Source organism: Pedobacter sp. SAFR-022, from assembly GCF_051965375.1.
Classification (GTDB): Bacteria; Bacteroidota; Bacteroidia; order Sphingobacteriales; family Sphingobacteriaceae; genus Pedobacter.
The window spans coordinates 86555-107083 of sequence record NZ_JBQCME010000004.1 but is presented as its reverse complement, the minus strand read 5'-3'; the positions used below and the strand labels follow the sequence as shown (position 1 = coordinate 107083).

Here is a 20529-nt window from a genome sequence, read left to right as displayed (position 1 = left end):
ATTAAAACTTCAAGTGAAAGGTGATGGGCGGTTATTTGAATAGCATTTTTCGGGTAATTTCTTTATTTATTGTGAAGAACCCGGGATATTTCACCAATGCACCTGCAACCTTAATGCTCGGTTTTATTTTCACCGTTAACAAACCCTTAGTCTCCGTAGCACCAGAATCGGACTGCAAGAGCTTGGCAATATCCTGCATAACCTGCTTGTTCGATATAAATCGGTAGGCATTCAGGTTGATGTTGACAGGCACAACCGTTGTTCCACCTGGTTGTACATCTACAAGCTGGTCCACCAACCCTGTAGCAAGCTCCTGATTATTGATCAAAACCTGATATTCAAAGTTATTGATCGCAGCAGCAGTTGATGTAGGATTTTTTATCTCCAGGTTGAGTTTGGCTTTTAGTGGCACATCTTGCGTAAGCAAGCCCAGAGCGAGGCCTGGAAGACTGGCCACGTTCAGTTTCTCCATGTTCACCAGATTGCTGACATCAGTGCCACCGACGGTGATCTGCTCAGCAGAAAGTAGTTTATAGCTGCATTTTTCCAAGGCCGCAATTTGCTGTGCTTGCTTATTTACGCCGCAACCACATACAATCAAAAAGGTCATGCAAACAAATAGGATTTTTCTCATTATTTTTCTTTAGGTACTATTATAACGGTAATAATAGTGAAATGCATTTAATGGACCACATAAAACATTGAAGGTCTTAAACCGTTAAGTAAGAAAGCAGTCTCATGAAGTCTTTTGCAATTACAACAGCTAAAGGTACAACCTACGACGTTTCAGAAATGAAGGGGACACCTAATGCCTATGAAATTTACAAGGATGGTGATAACTGTCCCTTCTTTATGGGTTCCAAAGGACAATGGAGTACCGGTGACTTTGCACCGCCCTTTGCCGACTTTAACATTGATGAGATTGGGAAGCTTATTGAGTTTGAGCTCAAGTTAAGAGCTTAGAAACTTCTGTACCTCCTGCTCATTTTCCTGCTGATAAAATAATCCAGACTATACTTTCCTGGACCTACAAGTAGCAGGAAGCAATACACCAGGACATAATGTGCCGGTAATTCCTGTCTCTGAAAGCCATCAGTAGCATGTGCTACAAATATTGCCACCAACATGGTAATTATTAGCGGAATGGCTGCCCACCTGGTAGCCAGGCCCAACAGAATTAGGATCGAACACAGCACTTCAGCAAAAATCGCCAGGATAAAAGAAGGCGTAGCACCAAGGCCAAAGGGATCTAGAAATTGAATTTCGCCGCCTCCCAATAGTTTCATCAGTTTTGGCCATCCATGGGTGAGCATGAAACAGGCAATACCAATTCGCAAAACAAGAAGTCCAAGATTCACAGCAGTGTGATTAAGCGTTGTGTTGAATGTTCTTTTCATCGTTCAGGCTTTAAAGTATAACTGTAAATATAAGATTTTATTTTTTTAAGAACATTCTTAAACAATCAAGCCAACAGCTGTCCTGAATAGAAGATGCTAAGCTCAGATTGGAAGAATCAAGGCCAGGAAAAACTAAAAGGTTACAACATTGTTCCATAAACAATCTAAAAGGCAAACTATGAAAAAAATGAAGTTTAAAGACATATGGAAGCTTTTAAAAGACTCCTTTGCTGGTTTCTCAGACGATAAGGTCACCAAACTCAGCGCATCATTAGCCTACTACACGGTATTCTCAATGGGTCCATTGCTCATTTTAATCATCTCGATCTGCGGCGTGTTTTTAGGCAGAGAGGCCATCGAAGGAGAAGTTTATCAGCAGTTGGAAGGCTTCATGGGTGCAGACACCGCGAAGTCCCTGCAGGACATCATCAAAAATGCGGCGATTAGTGGTGGAAGTACGATTGCTATAATTATTGGTGCCGTGACATTATTGGTGGGTGCTACGACTGTATTTGCAGAGATCCAGGATTCCATCAATACGATTTGGGGTTTAAAGCCAAAACCAAAGTTGGGTCTGGTAAAGATGCTGCTTAACCGCTTTCTGTCGTTCTCCGTTATCGTAAGCCTGGTTTTCATCCTGCTGGTTTCCCTTGGTGTTACCTGGGCGATTGAAGGTTTAAGTGACCGGCTGTTCCGAAATTTCGAGGACACCTCGGTAATTGTTGTGAACGTACTAGGTCAGATCATAACACTGGTGGTAATCTCATTCATCTTCGGTGTTATCTTTAAAGTCTTGCCGGATGCAAAAATCAAATGGCGGGATGTAGCATTGGGGTCTGTTGTGACAGCGGTGCTGTTCATGATCGGTAAGTTCGGGATCTCGTTCTACATCAGCAAGAGTAACGTCGGAAGTACCTATGGCGCTGCCGGCTCCTTGGTTGTACTACTCCTATGGACCTATTATTCGTCAATCATCCTTTACTTTGGCGCAGAGTTTACCAAGGCCTATGCTATGGATTTTGGTTCACCAATCCATCCGAACCACTACGCAGTAACAACGCGGCAGGTGGAGGTTGAAACGGGCGATGCTCCGGTTCAGGCCAATGATGGCAAACCTACGACGGTTAAAGAACAGGAAAAAAGATAAAACAAAAACGGGGAGATTGCTTTCGCAAATCTCCCCGTCATCTAATTAACGCTCTTAATAAAGACGTTAATCGCTATGCTTTATTGTCCTGATCGCTAAAATTAAGCTGTTGCCAGTTTTGCAATGTTGCGGTAAGGATATACACTAAAAATATGTCTTCTTGCAAAACGACCTGGTGAGTCGGCGTTTACAAGTTTAACATAAACAGCTTTTGGCACTTCGAAATATTCATAACTGCTACCATCTAAAAAGTGAACGGTAAGCACCAATCCTGCCCATGAAAAATCAGCGATGCCACAGGTAGCAGTGGTCTGTGTATATTCTTCAATAGATAATGATAGTGTTTCCGGTGCTATACTTACTAAAAAGTGGTAAGCTTCAATAATCTCTTTACTCCTTTGTTCTGCAGCTAATTTCTCTTCGTCATTGTCCTGAAATTTATCAGGGTGACAGTCCTTCATCAGGTTTCTATAAATGGTTTTAAGTTCTTTTAACTCGGTATCTTTCTGTACACCTAATAATTTTCTGTAATCGACGATTTTCTTCATAATGTGGTTAATAGCAGTGCATTGCTGCACTGTGAAAACAAGTTTGCAAAGGTAGGATTATTTAAGCTCCCACACAAGCTAATAACTAATTATAAATTAGATCGTTACTCCCAGCGCCAATCACCTGCGATACGTAATGGTGTTTCAAGATTATTTGCTTGCAGGAATGTTTTGATCTCCTCTTCAGTTTGCACCTTAACCGGGATTTCAGGCGTATTTGCTAAGGCATAGGTCAGCATCGCGCTGTATCGCACGGTATTCTTAAGCCCTTGCTCGTCTACAAGTTTGAAGGAGTCTCCATTAGAATGATAGAATGGTCCTGAGTTATTGGGTAACCTACCACCTGCACCACCACCAGTAGGTATACCAGCAAGCATGAAGGGCTGATGATCACTATGCAGACCAGCACCCGCGGTAAAGAGGTTTTTAAATCCAGTATCTATTTTATTGATCTCTGCGCCCCAGGAAGTAAACAGACCCTGCATTTCCTTCCGACTGGTTGAAAATCCTTTTGGATCATTGGTCATGTCGTAGTTCAGCATGAACTTCACCTGCTCTAATGTGCCATCTTTCTTTGCTTGCGCCACGTAAGCCTTCGATCCTAGAAGGCCTTGCTCCTCACCCATAAACATCACGAATTCTACGGTACGTTTTGTTTTTAAATTCAGTTTCTTAAATGTTCTTGCCATATCTAAAATCGCGAAAGAACCTATACCATTGTCAATAGCACCAGTTGCCAGATCCCAGCTATCAAGGTGACCGCCAACTACAATTTTCTCCTTTGGAATTGACGTACCCTTTAGTGTTGCGATCACATTTCTAGCCTTGATCATGCCCGAGAAATTGGTCATGTTGATACTTGCGAATTGCTTGTTGCTTTTAAGGCTTTCTTTGATGCGCATACCGTTTTCCAGCCCAATACAAACGGCGGGAATTGGAATGAGTTTTCCGGTAACAGATGCTGTACCTGTTAATAATACATCGCCCTTTACACCATTAATGATTACAATACCTGTGGCGCCATACTGGGTAGCTAAAGCGGTTTTCTCCGACCGGTGAAGCCTGGGTGTATTTTCGGGAGATCCGGGTAGCGTTCCAAGAAATACAAGAGCTATTTTTCCTTTAACTTTATCCGGATTAGCTTGGTAATCAGCCTCTGTACCATTACCCATATCCACGAGTTCAGCAGATATACTTGCTTTTACAGGTGAATGTGCCAATGTAACTGAGTTAATCAATTGCAGATTACCTTCTGAACCGATTTTAGTTTCTACGCTAATCCGGTTCCAGCTCTCCACCTCAAAAGGTTCATACCGGACATCGTATCCGTAGGACTTTAACAGGTTGTAAGCGTATGCTTCTGCTTTTGCGCCATTTTCCGAGCCGGTTAACCGATGTCCAATCGTTTCCGTAGCGGATTTTAAATTGGGATAGGCTTTTGAGTTTTGCTGCACGTCAGCATTGATCTGGCTGAATACAGCTCCGAACTTGTCCTGGGCTGATGCCGAAAAGCTCCACATCAAAGCAGATGCAATTAATAATCTGGTAGGTTGGGTTATGTTCATAATCTTGTTGTATTCCCAAATATAAAAAAAATGACTTTCCAGTCTTCGCCAGGGGGCCGGGATGAGTGTATAATTTCCGCTACCAAGAATATTTGATACTTTTACGCCATAAAAACTTACATGGCTCGTTTATTCCAGCGATTTGAACAGAATCGGTCTTCAACGCAACTGCTATATGTATTTCTGGGCATCTGGTTTCTCATCAACCTGATACAAGCAGCATTTACAGGGTTACATCCTGATGAAGCTTACTACTGGCTATACTCAAAATTTCTGGACTGGGGTTATTTCGATCATCCGCCGATGGTGGCGCTATACATTAAGGCTGGCGACTGGCTCATGCACAATCCGCTCGGCTTACGGCTGGTTACCGTATTTACCAATACAGCTTCGATCCTGGTGCTGTGGCACATTGTTAAGCCCTACACCAAACATCTGCCGCTATTTATACTGCTTTTTAGTTCCGTGCTGGTCTTCCATGTTTATGGTTTTATCACCACACCCGATGCGCCACTTTACTTTTTCAGTATTCTTTTTCTATATGCCTACCAGCAATATCTGAAGGCTTACAAGCTGGGTTGGGCTTTAGCGCTGGGACTACTGGCGGCTGCTTTGCTGCTCAGTAAATATCATGGCGTACTGGTTATTTTCTTTATGCTGCTTTCGAATCTTGCTCTTTTTAAACGGCCATCTTTCTGGTTAGCCATGGCGCTTGCATTGCTCCTATTTGCGCCGCACATCTACTGGCAATATTTAAATGAATTTCCATCTGTTAAATACCATCTTTTTGAGCGTTCGGCGAGCCCCTACAAGTTTGAGTATACAGCACAGTATTTTCTCGATCAACTGCTGATGATGGGTCCATTGATGGGCTGGTTTCTGATCACGACCGCCTGGAAGCAGCCCGTAAAACAAGACCTTTTTCTGAAAGGATTGAAATTCCTGGTCTACGGTGTTTTTGTTTTTTTCTTCTTCATCACCTTTAAAGGCAGGGTTCAGGCACATTGGCCATTAATTGAATTTATACCGCTCTTTATTTTGGCCTATATCTATATTGCCGAACGAGGCATAAGTAAAACCTATTACAACTTATTTGCCTTGAATATTGGTCTGATTCTACTCACACGCTTGATTTTGATCGCTGCACCTCCTGCATTACAGCGCATTAAGTTTGTAGCAAACTATTACGGCTATCAATCCTGGGCGAAGTCGATCGAGAAAGCCGCCGCAGGTCATCCTGTGATTTTTCAAGACGGATTTCAGGCACCTTCCTATTACAACTTCTATACAAACAGCCTGAAAGGATTTGGCTATAACTCCTACGGGTACCGCAAAACACAATTTGACATCTGGCCTTTGGAAGATAGCCTGCAGTTTAAAAAAGTATTATACCTGCTCGATCGTCCTGCTCAGGGAGATGAGCATACCCAGATAGAGATCAACACCAATAAAGGTCCGCTATACGGCAGGTTTATAGAGCCGGCACGACTCTACCAGAAGTTACAATTCAGCCCCGAATATTATGATGAAAACTGGAGCGCTGCTGAAAGCAGGAACACGACTTTCCTGATTCACAACCCTTACGGTCAGGAAGTTGATTTTTCTGACCTGGAGGGTCAGGCAGAAATCGAACTACTTTATGGGTTTTACGAGCAGGGGCAGGTTGTTCAGGTGAAGTCCATCACCGAAGCATACAAGCAGATCAAAATTCCGGCAAAAGGAAGTATCAGGTTTACTGTTGGCATACAGGCGCCCAGAAAACCTGGAAAATACAAGCTTTTTATCGCGCTCAGAACAGCGCCATTTCCCGGATCCAGAAACAGTGAAATGATTAATATGAATGTTAAATAATATGAACCATACAAACTCCTTTATTCGCAGGCTTTTTATGCTATGCCTACTGCTATTCAGCGTGACGATCAGTAACGCACAGGAACTCGAAGGCAACCTTAGCTTTTTCGGCTTCATGGATAACCGTGAATACATGAAATCCGGTAGATACTCTCAAACAATCTTCGGTAGCAGGATATCGCCAGAGCTTGGACTAAGGATCGATAGTGTGCACCGACTTCGCGTCGGCTTCAATGCACTCTATGAGTTCGGCTCACAACGCGCTAATTTTTTCGACAAGATTGAACCCGTAATATACTATCAGTACCAAAAAGACAAAGTAGATTTCTTCATTGGATCCTTCCCTCGTTTAAACCTGGTTGATGACTATCCGCGTGCACTATTATCTGACACACTCAACTATTACCGCCCGAATGTGCAGGGTATGCTGGGTAAATATGAAACCAGTAAATTCAGGGAAATCATTTGGCTGGATTGGACCAGCAGACAGACGGATATTGACCGTGAAACTTTCATCTTTGGACTTGCGGGTAAATATCAACCAGGAAAATTCTTTGTTAGCCACCACGCCTACATGTTCCACAATGCTGGTGCAGCAATAGAAGTTCCAGGCGACAACTTGCAGGACAACGGCGCTGCAACAGTCAAAATAGGTATGGATCTATCCAGATCAACCTTCCTGGACTCATTAACAATTGCTGGAGGTGGAATGATATCGTTTGAAAGAACTCGAAGTGTATCGGATTTTGTAACCCCCAAAGGCTTTGTTGCCGACCTCTATGCTGGTTACAAGCGCTTTAGTATTACGAATACGTTCTATGCAGGAGAGGGTCATCATTTGATTTTGGGCGACAAGTTTTATGATGCTAAAACCTACAACAGAATTGATTTCGGTTGGACGCCCATCCTTTTCAAAAACATCAGCGGAAGATTTGTATTTACGTATCATTACGCTGATGGCATCATGGACAACCAGCAAGCCTTCTTCCTGAGGTATAATCTTTCAGGGTCTAAAAAGCTGAAATAAGGTAGCATTGCAGGTTGAAACCTTTTATTCTTTTAGAATGTTAATCATTAGTATTAACTAAACTGAAAGACATGAATGGATTCTTTAAAACGCTGATTGCTGGATACGGCGCAAAAAAACTTGGTGGTGGATGCTTTTCGACCATTATCATTTTCGTATTGATTTATTGGGCACTTGGCCAGTGCAACAAACAAACCCCTCGTGCCGCTGCCGAAATTACAACGCCGACACACCTTCAGCAAAGTAGATAGCATTCAGATTTAACAAGAAGCATTGTGGAATATAAAAGATTAGGTGGGTCAGGACTAAAGGTGCCTGCCCTAAGTTTTGGCACGGCAACGTTTGGCGGTGGAAACGAGTTTTTCAAAGCATGGGGAACAACTCAGGTTGATGAAGCAAGACAGCTTATTAACCTTTGCCTGGATGCGGGATTAAACCTGTTTGATACCGCAAACAGCTATTCAAATGGAATGTCGGAGGAGATCCTCGCAGAAGCATTGAAAGACATTTCAAGGCATGACTACATACTTTCAACTAAAGGAACCTTTCGTATGGGCCCCGGCGTTAATGACTTTGGCTCTGGAAGATATCACCTGAGCAAAGCACTCGATGATAGTCTAAGACGCCTTAAAACAGATCACATCGACATCTATCACATGCATGGCTTTGATGCAAGCACCCCCATAGAAGAGACACTAAGTACGCTGGATAATTTTGTGAAACAAGGTAAGGTGCGGTATATCGCCTGTTCTAACTTTTCCGGATGGCACTTAATGAAGTCACTTTCCATTTCGGAACGGTACGGCTGGAGCCGCTATGTCGCCCATCAGGCGTACTACTCTTTGATTAACCGGGAATTTGAGTGGGAGCTTATGCCTTTGGGCATAGATCAAGAGGTTGGTACCATCGTTTGGAGCCCGCTGGCATCTGGTCGCCTGAGCGGAAAAATCAACAGGAATAATCCTGCACCTTCAGCGGATAGCCGGTATAGCCAGGGTGGCGGGCAAGGTCCGGATGTCAGTAACGAATTTCTGTTTAACATTGTGGATGTTTTGCAGGAGATTGCTGAAGAAACCGGAAAAAGCATCCCACAGGTTTCCTTAAACTGGCTGCTTCAAAAGCCCACCATCAGCAGTCTGGTTGTAGGCGCAAGGAATGAAAAGCAACTGAAAGAGAATCTTGGTGCAGTAGGTTGGAATTTAACACCTGAACAAGTCGCAAGACTTGATCAGGTGTCGGATGTTACGCCAGTGTACCCATACTGGCACCAGCGTAACTTTCCGCATTAAATCTTATTCACACCACCGGATCCAATCACGCGTTTCTTTACACTGGCATTGCCACTGTAATTTACCTGAGCGGATCCGCTGATCAGGGCATCAATTTGTTGATCGGCATGAATGTCAACGCGTCCTGCCCCACTCATACGGGTATTCAGTACATCAACCTTCAGGCTTTTACCCGCAAATCTCGAGGCACCACTCATGGTGATGTCTGCGCGCTCTGCCCTGCCTTTGATATCCAGATGTCCGGAACCACTAATTACAGATGTCAGCTTATCCACGTCAACAGTTGCCGAAACCCGACCACTTCCGCTGAGGGTAGTTGTAAGTTCCTCAGCATTGATGGTTCCGCTTACTTCAATGGAACTGTTTCCGCTCATGGTCAAACTGGTCAATGTTTTCGCCGTTACATAGGCTACGATCTTTTTATCTTCATACTTCTTAGCCCAGCTGGTGATGCTTGGCTTTGGCCGGATAACTAAGATGTTTCCTCTCACCTCCATAACCAATGACGCTAATACCTCTTCATCTGCCTCCATTCGAAGACTTTCCGTGTTCCCCATCTTTACAAACACCTGAATCGGACCCTGAATCGCCAGTCCATGAAAGTTCTTAACGTCTGGATTGCTCCTTAGTTCAAAGTTGTGAAATGTAGAGGGCAAAACTGTCGATGCTTGAAGGCCGGAACTTGCCAATAACGCTCCAAGTAGGAATGGATATACTTTTCTCATGTTTTTAGATTTAACAATAAGACGTTGATCGCTCCAAAAAGTTGCATGGGGAGGGGCAAAATTTTAAGTTTTAAAACAGAAGAATCTAAAAACTGTTATTAATTCTACTTAAACAACGATCATGGCAGACTTAGGAACAAGTAATCCCGACTTTAAAATTGAAGTTTCCTTAAACGGACAGCAGAGAAATTTACACGTTAAACCAGACGAAACAAGTGACAGTGTAGAGTACTTTATCGTATTTGACGATGAGAATGAACTTACGCAAATTCGCTTGGAGTCAGAAGGTAAATGGGAGCAACTATGGGGTGAGCTGTCGGAAGAGGATGTTAACACCATTGGTGAGGCGATAACTAAAAAGACAAAAGATGGTAATTCATGATGAAACATTAAAGCTGCGCTCCGGGAATTTCTCGATTCAAAGGGAATTCCGACGCAACCTCGGGTTCAAGGAACGGCTTGTTTCCGTGTTCTTGGGCGGAGCACTCTTGAGCAAAGGCATAACAAATCCATTTAAATCCAGATTCTGGTATGGAGCATACCTGACCTACCGTGGCTTCTCAGGAAGATGTGTGATCTATGATCAACTCGGTATTGATGCCCGGAAGCAGCATGCAGTAAATATCAAAGGTGAGTTTGTAATTGACAAACCCGCTCAAGAAGTTTACAGCTACTGGAGGAACCTGAGCAACATTCCAGCAAGCATCAATCATTTGATGGATGTAGAGATGGTGGATGAAAATCTATCTAAGTGGAAATCCAATGTACTTGGAAGCTTTCTCCCGATAAACTGGGAAGCAGAAATCGTGAAGGATGAACCTGGGCACTTGATTGGTTGGAGAGCAGTAAAAGGTTCAATGCTGCCTCATGTAGGCCGCGTAGAATTTGAGCAAACACCCGATGGTGCAGGAACCTTGTTAAAGATTGTATTGTCGTACCGCCCACCGGCAGGCGGACTTGGTGTAGGCGTTTCGAAAATGATGAACCCCGTATTTGAAGAAATGCTTGCCAAGGAAATTAAAACCTTCAAACATAAGATTGAAAACAAAGCTCCTGCCTTTTAGCAGGAGCTTTGTCATTTATGCTGCTGCGATACCTGCTCCAATGCTGAACAGGATGATCATGAGCACATATAAAGAGATAAATACAATGGTTAGAATACCCCAGAACTTAAATATGGACTTCAACTTTGCCATAGCCTCACTCAAGCCTTCCTGGCTTCCATACAACACCGCGAGCTTAGCGGAGCTGGAAAACTTGTACATCAGGAAACTTGGATAGAAGTATACCAAAGCAAGTAAAAGATAAAAGAAGATAAATAGTCCCGACCCCATCGCTGCCAAACCTGAATAAGCAGGAATTTCGGCCATGCTGTCCATCACAGAACCAACACTAAGCGCCACCATAACCATCAATCCGGTTAGGATAAAGCCTACAATGGAAAGAAACTTTGTCCATTTCGCCGTTTCGTAAATATAGCTGCGCACGTCTTCCGTAATGATAAGCCTAATCGCACTATCCTCTTCCTCTTGCCCCATTTCCGGCTCATTATAATTTTCCATATTGCTCTATTCCGCGTTGATTTATGTGGCTAAACTTAAAGATTATTTTTGATACCTTTGCGGCGAATCTAGAAAAAATCATTCATGGCATTACAATGTGGTATAGTCGGTTTACCGAACGTCGGAAAATCTACTTTATTTAACTGTTTATCAAACGCAAAGGCCCAGGCGGCCAACTTTCCATTCTGCACCATCGAACCGAATATTGGCGTTATTACTGTTCCTGATCATAGACTTACAAAGCTTGCGGAGCTCGTGAAGCCGAATAAAGTACAACCAAATACCATCGAGATTGTTGATATCGCCGGACTAGTAAAAGGCGCTTCGAAAGGTGAGGGACTTGGAAATCAATTCCTCGGAAATATCAGGGCTACGAGTGCAATCATCCATGTGCTACGCTGTTTTGAAGACGGTAACGTTATTCATGTGGATGGCTCTGTAGATCCTGTTCGTGATAAAGAAATTATAGACACCGAACTTCAGCTTAAAGATTTGGATACCGTAACAAAACGTATTCAAAAAGTTGAAAAGATGGCCAAAACTGATAAGGAAGCAAAAAGAACATTTGACATCCTCAGCATTATAAAAAACCACCTGGAGGCGGGTAAATCCGTACGCTCTGCAGCGGTTGAAGCCGATGACTTTGAGTTTATCAAAGATCTGGGTTTGCTTACTCAAAAGCCTGTTATGTATGTCTGCAACGTAGACGAAAATTCAGTCATCAATGGAAACGAGTACGTTGACCGTGTACGTGAGGCGGTGAAAGATGAGCAGGCAGAAATCCTGATCATTTCTGCGAAGATTGAATCTGAAATTGCGGAACTTGACAGCTACGAAGAACGTCAGGAGTTCCTTGCTGACCTGGGACTTACCGAGTCGGGCGTTAACAAGCTTATACAAGCAGCTTACCGCTTACTTGACCTTTACACCTACTTTACTGCGGGCGTTCAGGAAGTGAGAGCCTGGACCATTACCAAGGGTTTCACTGCACCTCAGGCCGCAGGTGTTATCCACACCGATTTTGAAAAAGGCTTTATCCGTGCCGAGGTGATTAAGTACAATGACTTTGTAACACTTGGTTCTGAAGCTGCCTGTAAAGAAGCAGGAAAGCTGGGCGTTGAAGGAAAAACCTACGTTGTTGAAGACGGCGACATTATGCACTTCCGTTTCAACGTTTAAGATTTTAAATCCATATACAAACAAAGGGCAGGTGAATAATCACCTGCCCTTTGTTTGTATATGATTTTGGAAATTTATCCTTAGATCTCGCCCGGGCAATATTTATCCCAGTAGTTTAACAGCAACTTCTTGCCATAGCTGGTGTACATTTTCCCCATAGAAGGTGTAGGTGTAAATTCACCGAACACGGCACCTTTAGGCGTGGCATAAAAATCCACTCTTACAAAAATATCATAGGCTTTACTAAGTTTTCTCGCCTGTTCCACCATCTCTTCATAACATTTAGGCTTCGCCGGTTCATACCGATGTGGGTACAGGCTATTTACCATCTTTAGCTTATTCCACTTTTCGTCGTAATAAGAACCATTTCCTGTACTTGGGCTTTCGCGATTGATCACCCAACAACATGCAATTTCACCCTTGTAACAATAGAACTTGTAATCAGTTTGAATGCCATATTCGCCTTGCTCATTCTGCAAGAATTCTTCAACCAGCACTTCCAAACCAGGCCGCTCTGAAATCATCTTCTTCAGAATTGCTCTTATTTCCTCATGTTCATAACGGGTATGATCAAAAAGGTTTTCACCATCCTTCATTACGAATACCATGGCCGAACCGAAACCAATTGTGGGTCTGATTACGTAATTTTTGGGCAATGAAGCAAAATCTATGTTCTCGACATCAGCGCCTTTAAAATATAGGTCAGGCAGTCTTGATCCGAATTTTGCAGCAAACTCCCTGGAGTTTGCTTTATTGCTGAGCTTGCGCTGCCAATTCGGAGCATCTCTCCATTTCTCTATTGGGTCATTTGCATTGTGTTTTACCAGTTTAATCTCCCTTGCATCAGGTGCAGACCAAAAGACGTCATTCCGTTTTCTGATTCGTGAGGGAAACTCGCCGCGGTTTTGCAGCAGGCTCTTAAGTTTTCTAAGCATTTTGATAGGTTTATATTAGGTATTTAGGATCAGTATTAAGGCGGATTAGGAGCCGCCGGCTATTTAACGTGTAATTGAGTTGTTCTTACATAGATTCAGCTAAAAAAATTACAGAAGTACGTCTTTGAGAAACATTACCGCAACAGAAAAATAGATGATTAAGCCGGTAACATCCACCAATGTAGCCACAAAGGGCGCAGAAGAGGTTGCAGGGTCGGCACCTAATCTTTTCAGCACAAGGGGCAGCATAGAGCCGGATAAAGATCCCCATAGCACTACGCCAACTAAGGCTACACCAACTGTTAGGCCGATGAGCAACCAATGCGGGCCATAGATGTCCGTAAACTGCGCCCAGGCAAATATCCGTAGAAACCCTATGGCGCCCAGTGCCACCCCAAGCAAGAGCCCCGATTGAATTTCCCTGCGCATAATACGCCACCAGTCGCTAACGGTAATTTCACCAAGAGCCATAGCCTGTATAATTAATGTGGAAGCTTGCGAACCACTATTTCCTCCGCTCGAGATGATTAGGGGAACAAACATGGCCAAAATAACAGCCTTCTCAATATCCTCCTGAAAATGTGCCATGGCAGTTGCAGTAAGCATCTCTCCAAGAAAAAGCACCACCAACCAGCCGATACGCTTTTTCACCAGTCCGAGCAGCGGCATATCCAGGTAAGGCTCATCAAGTGCCTGGGTACCCCCTATTTTGTGAATGTCTTCAGTATACTCTTCATTGGCCAGCCAGAGGATATCATCAACGGTCACGATGCCAAGTAAGACGTTGCTGTCATCAACAACGGGCAATGCTACACGATTATTCATCCTGAACACATTGATCGCCTCTTCCTGGGGATCATTGGCATTCAGTGCGATGGTTCGATTATCGGCCAGATCACCAATCTTGGACTGTGGATCGGCTAACAATACTTCCCTGATCCGGATGTCATCCAGCAACACACCATCATCATCAATGACGTAGATGACATCGATGGTCTCAGAATTTTTGCCATACCATCGGATATGTTCAATTACACGAGCGATGGTCCAATGCGTTTTCACCGCAACATAGTCCGGTGTCATCAAACGTCCAACGCTGTTTTCCTTATATCCAAGCAACGATAAGGCTTCCAACCTGTCTGCAGCGGGAAGCAGGATGATCAGCTTTTTAACTGCATCCCCTTTTAGCTCGCTGAAAAGCGCTGTTCGATCGTCGGGAGGAAGTAAGTTGATCAGTTCCGCCAGTTTAGTTCCAGGAAGTTTTTTTAAGATACGCTCCTGCGTTGGAAAGTCCAGAATTCGGAACACATTTACAGCACGATTTACCGCAAGTGTATCGATGAATTTGACGGCATGTTCCGGAAGTTCATCGATGAGATGTTCGACATCAGAAATGTTGAGGTTGTCCAGATAGTCTTTTAATTGAGCATCATCAGCCTGCTCCAATAATTCAACTACTTCTTCCACAATCATTTCTTCCATAGAATCCTTTTTTACATGTCTGCCTGTTTACAAGATTGCAAAAGTGGGTTTTTATTTTAAAAAAAAACGCTTTTGCTTTATTTAGTTCACATTTTCTACGAACACCTTTAGTTTCTAAAAACAATGCCAAAATGCACTCGAAGCCGCCTGCAAAGCACAACAAAATTGAAGCAGCTTTAAACAAAGAGTACATGCCTGAGTTGACAGTCAAGTCTGCATCAGAGATGTTTGCAATCGCTTTTCCTAAACAAATCTTGATTCATAATTTGAGCAAAACAGAAAAGGGCAACCCTCCGGCTGCCCTAATCCATTAACGCTCTCAGGACAAATGTACCGTAATTGTGTTTCAAAATAGCCGCAAAATGACAAACGTGAAGGATAATGTGAATATTTGAACCCCCAGCGAACATGTTTTGAACGAAAGCAGGTAAAGGCAATACCAATGTTGGGGAAACTGCTTAAAAAAGAAAAGCCTCTTATTAATATCTAAGAGGCTTCTTGGTGTTCCCGACGAGATTCGAACTCATATCGTCTGAACCGGAATCAGAAATTCTATCCATTGAACTACGGGAACATGGCGCAAAGATATACAATCCCACGACATATCATTAAACGTAGATAAAAAATTGCCTTGCAACATCGGCGAGGCAAATTATGAAGCAGTATCAATAAAAACACGCGGTTTTACTACATTTGAATTATTTTTCAAACCTACGATGCTTAAATTAAGATTCGGTTTTTTCCTGCTCCTACTCACTTTGAGCAATGCTGTATTTAGCCAGAAATTAGACATTAACAACTTTATAGTCAAGGAAAGCCTGCTTAAAAACAGCAAACTTGCAATCATTGCAGCAGACTCCCTGGAAAATCCTCAGGAGACAATCAACGGCATTTACACCTTCACGGTAAGCGGATTTTCACAATCCCTACGCTTCCACGACGGCGTTGCAATTGTTCCGCTGCAGTTGGAGCGCTCCGCCTTTGTCTACATCAAACACACCAACGACCAAGGCACGCATAGCAAACTGGTATATGTTCATAAAAAAGATGGAAGCCTAAACCCTTACACGGTAAATTCCATGTGGTTGGTGACTATCCCATTGATTATTGTAGTAATCGTTTTTCTTTTCAGGAAGCTGCTCATCCTGGGCATCATCATTTTCCTGATCTTAATTTACTTCAATCACAGCAGCGGCTTGGGCATTGGTACCTTCTTCGAAACAATCTTCGACGCGCTTAAACGGTTGTTTTAGCAACTTAGAAAGGTAGACCGATTCCGAAATTGTATTGCACAAAACGATAGCCGTCCGGACTATGTGTGCGGAAGTATTCATCTTTAAACTCCTGTCCACCGCTGAAGAACTTCTTGATCACCCACTGATCGCCACCCCGGAATTGCGGATCCTTTAACTTCAGGCCCACATCGAAGCGGAAGACAAAAAAATCCACATCGTAACGGAAACCCAGTCCTGTACCTATGCCCAGCTGGTTTCCAAGTTGCGCAAACTTGAAAGTTGTTTCTGGCTGATTATTGTTGGAGTTGATGTTCCAAACGTTTCCGGCATCCAAAAACACGGCACCTTTCAACTGTGCACCGAAGAACTTGTCGAGCAGCATATATCGATATTCCAGGTTTGCTTCGATGTGCATTTGCCCCAACTGGTCTATGCCATAAAGCGTTCTTCTGTTTTCCTCATTCGGGATGCGTTCTGCACGATTATAATTACCAGGACCAAGGGTTCTTGCCTGCCATGCGCGAACGCCATTAGAACCACCCGCGTAGAATAACTTTTCAAATGGGATTTCTGTCGAGTTGCCGTACGCATATCCCGCCCCGGCATTTATACGGGCTACAAACTGGCGTGCACCGCCAAGACTCTTATAGTAGCGAACATCCACCTCAGGGCGTACATACTGGTTAAATGGCAAGCCGAATACCTTCGCATAATCACCAGCTGCTGGATTATGTCCGCCGCCGCCGATGCTGGTAATGCCCTGAAGCAAGTTACCCGCCATATCAATATTTCCACGGAAGTAAAGAAAGTCTTCCGTGGAGAGTAACTTGTTTGCATTAACCGTGTAGGTATATTTTACCCCCAAGGTGATATCTCTACGATCCAGCAAATTGATGTTGTAAAGATTAGACGCAATAAGTTCCTGCCCTTTCTCCGTTGTGGTGTCAATCAATAGCCCACCGAAGCGATATTCAAAATTTAATGGCGTCAACGAGTGTCTCTTGGTTTTTGTCTCTACCCAGTCGTAGGTGATCGAGTTCAAGAATACCTTCCTGTTGAATAGGTTTTTCTGTAGTGAATAGACGTAACTGGATGAGAAGGTGGTGAAGGGCATTCCACTTTTCCCCATTAAAGGTACATCAAAGGGCACAATAAGCCTTGGTACCGCAAGGTTTGCACTCACCGAAAAATCACGCTGGTAGATCTCACTGAATAAAGAACGGCCATTCCCGATCCTGGATTGCAAGCCGCCTTTCACCTGAAACTCAAACCGTTCGGCGCCACGGAATATATTGTTATTGGTATACGTATTACTCAAAGTGAAACCAACAGTTCCCGCATTAAAGGGCACTTCGCCTTCGATCCGGTTACTCATCCGCTTCTGTGGAATAAGCCTGATCAGTGGCTCTACCTTGTTGGAGCTATCTTTCGCCTTTAGATAGTCAATCTTTACATTTTTAAAGACATTTAGCTCATAGAGCCTGTCATAAGTGAGTGTCTCATTTCTGATGTCATACTTATCGCCGGGCTTTAAAAAATCATATCGCACAATTGGATTGCGACGGAAGTTTCCTGAGATATCTGTAAAGCGGATATCCCTATAGCTATTTGGATTTAGTTTAATGCTGTCAAGTTGTGGAAAGCCATCGGGAGAAGGTGCAATCAATATGTTGGTCTGACCGATCGTAAAAACTTCGTGCCGGCTTCTGCCTTCTGGATTGTCCACCTGCAATTCCACGTTTACCTTGTTGTTATTCAAGTTCGAGTCTACAGAGAATTTCACATACGGACGCAAAAAGTCGTAATAGCCATTCTGCTTCATCAACTCATAAATTTGCTCTCGCTCAAATGCAAGTGAATCATCGTCGTACTGCATACCGGAATGTAAACGGCTGAATTGATGTTTGTGCTCGATATAAAGCTTTTTCATCGCACTATCTGCAATGTCAAACCGCACATCATTCACTGAAAAAGGAAGCCCGGGTTTTGCCTTAAAAAGCACATCAGCACGCTGATTTTTGACCGCTATCTGCGCATCAACCTGAGCTTTGAAATAGCCTTTACTAACCAGGAACTTTTCAATCTGATTCCGCGATATTTCTACCAGGGCGCTATCCAACACCGGGGCGGGTGAACCTACGGCCTTCGTTTTAAACAACCCGTAAAAGAGATTATATAGCCCTACGTTTATTCCGAATTTGGGTGCCGGACGAATATCTTTCTGAACATAATTAAGTGCTTCCTCATTATAACGCTTTGGCACACTATCAATTTCCACATTCTTAACGATTGCCTGATAGTCCTGAATGTATTTTGTAGAAGAACATGCGGTAACAAAAAGAATAATAAACAGTAATATTGCAGGAAGTTTGTGCTTCTTTTTATGATTCAGGTATGCTTTCAAAATCTCAGATAGGGTTTATTAAATCGTTACACCAAAAAAAGTACCGTAAAGCGCATGGGCTATTTATTGTAGAAGGTCTGAAAACTTTAATGGAATTTTTTTCTTCAAAGTACCAGATACAAAGTATCTATTATCTGCCTCAATACCAATCTTTACTACCTAAATTGGCTTCAAATATAAAGTTATTTGAAGTAAACAACGCTGAACTCGAAAAGATTAGTACACTGCAGGCCCCACAGGGAATTCTTGCATTAATTGCAATTCCGGAGAACCACGTGATTGCTCCGGAAGCATTATCGGCTGGATTCTCGCTGGTACTTGATGGCATCCAGGATCCGGGTAACATGGGAACCATAATCCGTACGGCCGACTGGTTTGGTTTTAAGCACATCATCTGTTCTACAAACACCGTCGAAGTCTTCAATCCGAAAACCGTGCAGGCAACTATGGGATCACTGGCCCGCGTTGATATTTGCTACACCAGCTTGCCTACATATTTGCAGCACCTGAAAATACCAGTTTATGCTGCAATGCTTGATGGCGAGAATCTGTATCAGGTTGAATGGCAACAGGAAGGATTGGTGGTTCTAGGTAACGAGGGTCAGGGAATCTCTGATGAAGTCGCCAATTTAATCTCCAGCAAAATCACCATTCCACGCATTGGGGCCGCTGAGTCTCTGAACGTTTCAATTTCCGCTGCAATAATATGTGCCGAGATTAGTAGAAATTTATACAAATAAGTTGCAACCTAAGTTATATTTACTATTTTTGCAGCCTGAATTATAAAAGGGTCGAGTGGCCGAGTGGCTAGGCAGAGGTCTGCAAAACCTTCTACAGCGGTTCGAATCCGCTCTCGACCTCCAGATTTATTTAAATTTAAAAACTTAAAGGGTAAGACCATGGCAGTAACGAGATTAAAAAGAAAAGACAGAAAAAATAAAACAACTTCTCGTTTAGAAGTTAAACGTTTGAAATTAGCAACTAACATTGAATTAGGAAGCCGTTCACAACAATCGACTACCAATCAATTGGCTAAGAACAATGCAATCCTTGCACAACTAGTTGCTGCTAACGGTTAATCTGCATTAAAGCATAAAAAAAGCGGTCATCTATAACAGGTGACCGCTTTTTTTATGCGCTGGATTTTTCTACACCAGCGCCTTACATATTCTTTTAACCAGTCCCGGCCCCTCATAGATAAATCCTGTATAAAGTTGAATCAGTGAGGCACCAGCCGCTAGTTTCTCTTTTGCATCTTCAGGACTGTGTATCCCCCCTACCCCGATAATCGGGAAAGAACGACCGGACTTGTCTGCAAGATATCGGATAACCGCAGTAGACTTTTGCGTCAACGGCTTCCCGCTAAGTCCCCCAGCTTCTTTAACGACCTGAGCAGGACTATAAAGTCCGTTTCGGTCAATAGTGGTGTTTGTGGCAATTACCCCTGCGATCTTGGTTTCCTGAACAATCTCTACGATGTCGTCTAACTGCTCGTTCGTTAGATCTGGGGCAATCTTCAGCAGGATCGGACGACTAACGCCGTTCACCAGGTTTCTTGCCTGCAAAGCGTTTAAAATATCCTTTAAAGGTCCTTTCTCCTGAAGGGAACGAAGGCCTGGTGTATTCGGTGAGCTAACATTCACCACGAAGTAATCCACCACATCGAAGAGCCTGTCAAAACACTTAATGTAATCGTTTACGGCTTCTTCATTGGGGGTATTCTTATTCTTTCCAATATTTCCGCCGATTACAATTTTAGAATCTTTGGACTTGAGCAGGCGTAGCCTTTCTGCAAGCGTATCCACCCCTTTGTTATTGAAGCCCATACGGTTGATGATGGCATTGTCATCCACCAGACGAAACATTCTTGGTTTGTCGTTGCCGGGTTGAGGAAGCGGCGTAACGGTACCAACCTCAATGAAACCGAAGCCGAGGTTACTCAATGCCTCAATATACTCACCGTTTTTATCGAAACCTGCGGCTAAGCCCACAGGATTGCTGAATTTGATTCCAAAGACCTCTCGTTCCAGCCCTTTGATATTTACTCCAAAACTGCTTCTTAAGATCGTTTTTCCAAACGGAAAGTGTGTATTGAACCAGTTTAGCCTACGGGTTACAAAATAGTGCGCTTTCTCCGGATCAAGCTGGAAAAAAACAGGTTTTATAAAACGGTACATAGGCAC

22 protein-coding genes and 2 tRNA genes are annotated in these 20529 nt (G+C 43.3%); 13 read left to right on the top strand and 11 right to left on the bottom strand.

All coding sequences use genetic code 11. The annotated features are described in order from the left end of the window. Positions 1-31: 31 nt before the first annotated feature. A complete protein-coding gene (locus ACTHQF_RS11055; protein WP_440430276.1) occupies positions 32-634 on the bottom strand; it encodes an LEA type 2 family protein in 603 nt (200 codons plus the stop codon). Positions 635-738: 104 nt separating this feature from the next. Here ACTHQF_RS11055 and ACTHQF_RS11050 point away from each other — a divergent pair, with 104 nt between their 5' ends. Beyond that, entirely contained in the window at positions 739-963 is a 225-nt protein-coding gene (locus ACTHQF_RS11050; protein WP_440430275.1) for a hypothetical protein, read from the top strand. Here ACTHQF_RS11050 and ACTHQF_RS11045 read toward each other — a convergent pair. Next, on the bottom strand, positions 960-1397 hold the full coding sequence (locus tag ACTHQF_RS11045) for a DoxX family protein (protein ID WP_440430274.1): 438 nt from the start codon (positions 1395-1397) through the stop codon (positions 960-962). The two genes, ACTHQF_RS11050 and ACTHQF_RS11045, sit on opposite strands and share 4 nt — an antisense overlap. A gap of 178 nt (positions 1398-1575) precedes the next feature. Here ACTHQF_RS11045 and ACTHQF_RS11040 point away from each other — a divergent pair, with 178 nt between their 5' ends. Further along, positions 1576-2544: a YihY/virulence factor BrkB family protein gene (locus ACTHQF_RS11040; protein ID WP_440430273.1), complete on the top strand. Its 969-nt coding sequence runs from the start codon at positions 1576-1578 to the stop codon at positions 2542-2544. Between the two features lie 101 nt (positions 2545-2645). On the opposite strand, the gene ACTHQF_RS11035 is transcribed toward ACTHQF_RS11040, so the two are convergent. Together ACTHQF_RS11035 and ACTHQF_RS11030 are read right to left on the bottom strand one after the other, a co-directional pair. Beyond that, positions 2646-3092 (bottom strand): KTSC domain-containing protein, encoded by a 447-nt coding sequence (locus ACTHQF_RS11035; RefSeq protein WP_440430272.1) that lies wholly within the window; start codon positions 3090-3092, stop codon positions 2646-2648. Between the two features lie 104 nt (positions 3093-3196). Then, positions 3197-4657: a M20/M25/M40 family metallo-hydrolase gene (locus tag ACTHQF_RS11030; protein WP_440430271.1), complete on the bottom strand. Its 1461-nt coding sequence runs from the start codon at positions 4655-4657 to the stop codon at positions 3197-3199. A gap of 120 nt (positions 4658-4777) precedes the next feature. On the opposite strand from ACTHQF_RS11030, the gene ACTHQF_RS11025 reads away from it, so the two are divergent. From ACTHQF_RS11025 to ACTHQF_RS11010, 4 genes are all read left to right on the top strand, one after another. Continuing rightward, entirely contained in the window at positions 4778-6508 is a 1731-nt protein-coding gene (locus ACTHQF_RS11025) for an ArnT family glycosyltransferase (RefSeq protein ID WP_440430270.1), read from the top strand. Position 6509: 1 nt separating this feature from the next. After that, positions 6510-7535 carry a hypothetical protein gene (locus tag ACTHQF_RS11020; RefSeq protein WP_440430269.1) on the top strand — a complete coding sequence of 342 codons (1026 nt, stop codon included), beginning with the start codon at positions 6510-6512 and terminating at the stop codon, positions 7533-7535. Between the two features lie 71 nt (positions 7536-7606). After that, positions 7607-7786 carry a hypothetical protein gene (locus ACTHQF_RS11015; RefSeq protein WP_440430268.1) on the top strand — a complete coding sequence of 60 codons (180 nt, stop codon included), beginning with the start codon at positions 7607-7609 and terminating at the stop codon, positions 7784-7786. A 24-nt stretch (positions 7787-7810) separates the two neighbouring features. Continuing rightward, positions 7811-8824, top strand: coding sequence for an aldo/keto reductase (locus ACTHQF_RS11010; protein ID WP_440430267.1), 1014 nt, complete (start codon positions 7811-7813; stop codon positions 8822-8824). Here ACTHQF_RS11010 and ACTHQF_RS11005 read toward each other — a convergent pair. Continuing rightward, positions 8821-9549: a head GIN domain-containing protein gene (locus ACTHQF_RS11005; RefSeq protein ID WP_440430266.1), complete on the bottom strand. Its 729-nt coding sequence runs from the start codon at positions 9547-9549 to the stop codon at positions 8821-8823. The genes ACTHQF_RS11010 and ACTHQF_RS11005 overlap by 4 nt on opposite strands. Before the next feature lie 121 nt (positions 9550-9670). Between ACTHQF_RS11005 and ACTHQF_RS11000 the strand changes: the two genes are divergently transcribed. Further along, a complete protein-coding gene (locus tag ACTHQF_RS11000; protein WP_440430265.1) occupies positions 9671-9931 on the top strand; it encodes a hypothetical protein in 261 nt (86 codons plus the stop codon). Next, a complete protein-coding gene (locus ACTHQF_RS10995) occupies positions 9918-10613 on the top strand; it encodes an SRPBCC family protein (RefSeq protein ID WP_440430264.1) in 696 nt (231 codons plus the stop codon). Before ACTHQF_RS11000 ends, ACTHQF_RS10995 begins: the two co-directional genes overlap by 14 nt. Positions 10614-10628: 15 nt before the next feature. Here ACTHQF_RS10995 and ACTHQF_RS10990 read toward each other — a convergent pair whose 3' ends face one another. After that, on the bottom strand, positions 10629-11111 hold the full coding sequence (locus ACTHQF_RS10990) for a hypothetical protein (protein WP_440430263.1): 483 nt from the start codon (positions 11109-11111) through the stop codon (positions 10629-10631). An 84-nt stretch (positions 11112-11195) separates the two neighbouring features. On the opposite strand from ACTHQF_RS10990, the gene ychF reads away from it, so the two are divergent. Further along, positions 11196-12290, top strand: coding sequence for a redox-regulated ATPase YchF (ychF, locus tag ACTHQF_RS10985; protein ID WP_440430262.1), 1095 nt, complete (start codon positions 11196-11198; stop codon positions 12288-12290). An 80-nt stretch (positions 12291-12370) separates the two neighbouring features. Here ychF and ACTHQF_RS10980 read toward each other — a convergent pair whose 3' ends face one another. The 3 genes from ACTHQF_RS10980 to ACTHQF_RS10970 all read right to left on the bottom strand — a co-directional run bounded on the left by ACTHQF_RS10980 (position 12371) and on the right by ACTHQF_RS10970 (position 15281). Then, on the bottom strand, positions 12371-13225 hold the full coding sequence (locus tag ACTHQF_RS10980) for an ATP-grasp fold amidoligase family protein (protein ID WP_440430261.1): 855 nt from the start codon (positions 13223-13225) through the stop codon (positions 12371-12373). A gap of 108 nt (positions 13226-13333) precedes the next feature. Continuing rightward, a complete protein-coding gene (gene mgtE, locus ACTHQF_RS10975) occupies positions 13334-14707 on the bottom strand; it encodes a magnesium transporter (protein ID WP_440430260.1) in 1374 nt (457 codons plus the stop codon). Between the two features lie 499 nt (positions 14708-15206). Then, positions 15207-15281 (bottom strand) — tRNA-Arg (locus ACTHQF_RS10970). A 142-nt stretch (positions 15282-15423) separates the two neighbouring features. Here ACTHQF_RS10970 and ACTHQF_RS10965 point away from each other — a divergent pair. Next, complete coding sequence (locus tag ACTHQF_RS10965) at positions 15424-15960, top strand: hypothetical protein (protein WP_440430259.1); 537 nt, start codon at positions 15424-15426, stop codon at positions 15958-15960. A gap of 4 nt (positions 15961-15964) precedes the next feature. Here the strand turns inward: ACTHQF_RS10965 and tamL are convergent, their stop codons facing one another. Then, positions 15965-18346, bottom strand: a complete 2382-nt coding sequence (gene tamL / locus ACTHQF_RS10960; protein ID WP_440430258.1) for a translocation and assembly module lipoprotein TamL — start codon at positions 18344-18346, stop codon at positions 15965-15967. Here tamL and ACTHQF_RS10955 point away from each other — a divergent pair. From ACTHQF_RS10955 to ACTHQF_RS10945, 3 genes are all read left to right on the top strand, one after another. After that, positions 18337-19086 (top strand): TrmH family RNA methyltransferase, encoded by a 750-nt coding sequence (locus ACTHQF_RS10955; RefSeq protein WP_440430257.1) that lies wholly within the window; start codon positions 18337-18339, stop codon positions 19084-19086. The two genes, tamL and ACTHQF_RS10955, sit on opposite strands and share 10 nt — an antisense overlap. A gap of 49 nt (positions 19087-19135) precedes the next feature. Beyond that, positions 19136-19209: transfer RNA gene (locus tag ACTHQF_RS10950), tRNA-Cys, on the top strand. Positions 19210-19245: 36 nt separating this feature from the next. Continuing rightward, positions 19246-19425: a spore protein gene (locus tag ACTHQF_RS10945; protein ID WP_188627233.1), complete on the top strand. Its 180-nt coding sequence runs from the start codon at positions 19246-19248 to the stop codon at positions 19423-19425. Between the two features lie 69 nt (positions 19426-19494). Here ACTHQF_RS10945 and ACTHQF_RS10940 read toward each other — a convergent pair whose 3' ends face one another. Further along, on the bottom strand, positions 19495-20523 hold the full coding sequence (locus ACTHQF_RS10940) for a quinone-dependent dihydroorotate dehydrogenase (protein ID WP_440430256.1): 1029 nt from the start codon (positions 20521-20523) through the stop codon (positions 19495-19497). Positions 20524-20529: the final 6 nt, after the last annotated feature.